At 36.0% G+C, this 2,121-nt stretch carries 3 protein-coding genes; 2 read left to right on the top strand and 1 reads right to left on the bottom strand.

Going from position 1 to position 2,121, the window contains the following annotated elements; all coding sequences use genetic code 11:
- Window positions 1-80: 80 nt before the first annotated feature.
- Window positions 81-515: an Rrf2 family transcriptional regulator gene (locus tag V7161_RS18600; protein WP_289984068.1), complete on the bottom strand. Its 435-nt coding sequence runs from the start codon at window positions 513-515 to the stop codon at window positions 81-83.
- A gap of 203 nt (window positions 516-718) precedes the next feature.
- Between V7161_RS18600 and V7161_RS18595 the strand changes: the two genes are divergently transcribed.
- On the top strand, window positions 719-1,582 hold the full coding sequence (locus V7161_RS18595; RefSeq protein WP_335714436.1) for an SDR family oxidoreductase: 864 nt from the start codon (window positions 719-721) through the stop codon (window positions 1,580-1,582).
- 89 nt (window positions 1,583-1,671) lie between these two features.
- Complete coding sequence (locus V7161_RS30435) at window positions 1,672-1,890, top strand: macro domain-containing protein (RefSeq protein WP_420491642.1); 219 nt, start codon at window positions 1,672-1,674, stop codon at window positions 1,888-1,890.
- The last annotated feature ends 231 nt before the right edge of the window (window positions 1,891-2,121 follow it).

Below are 2,121 nucleotides of genomic sequence, written 5' to 3'. Positions count from 1 at the left end.
GCGGTCTTTTTTGCTTGTTCTGCTAACGGGCAGGTTAGTTGAAGAAGAAAGAGAAAAGACATTCCTTTGGAATGCCCTTTCTAACAGATATTTTCTTTAGTAGCAATATCTCTCACAACATCTTCTAATGTAACATTTCTTAAAACCTTCTCCATTGCCAATTGTGCTGCTGTGAATAATGGTTCAATTGTATTTTGGATATTCCTACCTACGGGACAATCAGGATGTGGACTTTCATGTATGCTAAACAACTCTTTCTCCTGTACAACATTCACTGCCTTATATACGTCGAACAGAGTGATACAAGATAATTCCTTTGCGAGTTTAGCACCTGCAATTCCTGGGTGTACCTCTATCAAACCAGCTTTTTTTAGCATTCCCATTAGTTTTCTTATAACGGCTGGGTTCGTGTTAACACTCGTAGCTAAAAATTCAGAAGATGTTACTCCTTCATTATTTAATTTAATTAGAGCCAATATATGAATTCCTACTGCAAATCGGCTGCTGATGGACATGTTCAGTCACCACCCCTTTTAACTAATCCTTATATTATTTTATTTCTTCATCATGTAATTGTTTTGATTACAAGTTTATTATACCAAAATACGAACAAAATAATATATATTATTTTGCCTGTTGACAAATCGACCACATGTAACTAAAATGAATACATGTAATTGATATTGTTACAGATAAAATTTAACTGGAGGGAATATTAATGAAAATTTTAGTAACTGGAGCAACAGGAAAATTAGGTTCCAAGGTTGTAGAATCATTATTGAAATCAGTACCTGCAAGTAATTTGGTGGTGAGTGTCCGAAATCCAGAGAAAGCAGAAGGACTTCGTAATCGTGGAGTGGAAGTTCGTCAAGGTGATTTTGACCGTCCAGAAACATTAGATAATGCTTTTAAAGGGATTGACCGATTATTAATTATTTCTGCCGATGGTGACAATGAAACAAGAATCCAACAACATGCTAATGCTGTTCAAGCAGCTGAACGTGCAGGGGTAAAATTTATTGCTTATACAAGTTTAGCCAATGCAACAGAAAGCAAAAATTTAATGTCTCCACCTCATGTTGCGACAGAAGCAGCCATCATTAAAACGGGTATCCCATATTCTTTCTTACGTAACAATTGGTATTTGGAAAACGAAATTGGAAGCATTCAAGGTGCTATTGCAGGAGCTCCATGGGTAACTTCTGCTGGAGAAGGTAAAGTAGGTTGGGCACTGCAACAAGATTACGCAGATGCTGCTGCAGCAGTTCTTGTTGGAAACGGTCACGAAAATACAGTTTATGAACTTTCTGGTCCACTTTTAACTCAAGAAGAATTGGCATCTGCTCTTGGTAATGTATTGGGTAATGAAATACCTGTACAACAAGTTAGTGACGAAAAATATGCAGAGATCATGAAAGGTTTAGGTTTGCCTGATTTTGTGATTCCGATTGTAGTAGGAATTCAAGAAAGCATTCGCAACGGTTCACTAGAAGTTGAAAGCAATGATTTTGAGAAAGTTCTTGGTCGTCCAGTTACTCCAATTAACGAAGCACTCAACCAACTTGTTAATGTAATTTCATAAACAAAATAAAATTTACTTAACAGAACCGACATAAAGTCGGTTTTTTTGCAGATCTGTAATCCTAAAAAGGAGATTATACGGTTGGACCTATTGTTCCAAAAGGAACGACATTAACATATCAGCAAGGGGATGAATTAGCATCCTGTTATATTTCTTGTCTGGAATTAGTAGCTGAAATTGAAGATATAAAAACCGTTGCTTTCTGTGCAATTTTAACAGGGGTGTTCGGTTTCCCTAAAACAGAAACTGCTCAGATTGCAGTTAATACAGTAAACCAATGGTTATCGGAACATCAAATTCATTTTTGAAAGAATTTTTTTTATGTGTTCGGGAATGAGGATTACAATGTATATTTAAATGTTGTTGCTGGATGATTTTCAGGCAAACTTTTTGCGACTTCTCAAACTAGAGAAGTTTTTATTTTGACAGGGTATTGTTTAAAATGAAAGTTTGAGAAGATATGTACTTAAAGTAACTGGGGCGTTGATCCAAGAAGGGATTGACGCTTTTTATGTGGAAGTTATTGTACTAACGGGGCA

The sequence above is a fragment of the Neobacillus drentensis genome (assembly GCF_036965425.1).
GTDB classification, from domain to species: domain Bacteria; phylum Bacillota; class Bacilli; order Bacillales; family Cytobacillaceae; genus Neobacillus; species Neobacillus drentensis_F.
The sequence above is the reverse complement of the archived record's forward strand: the minus strand, read 5'-3'. Positions and strand labels throughout refer to the sequence as shown.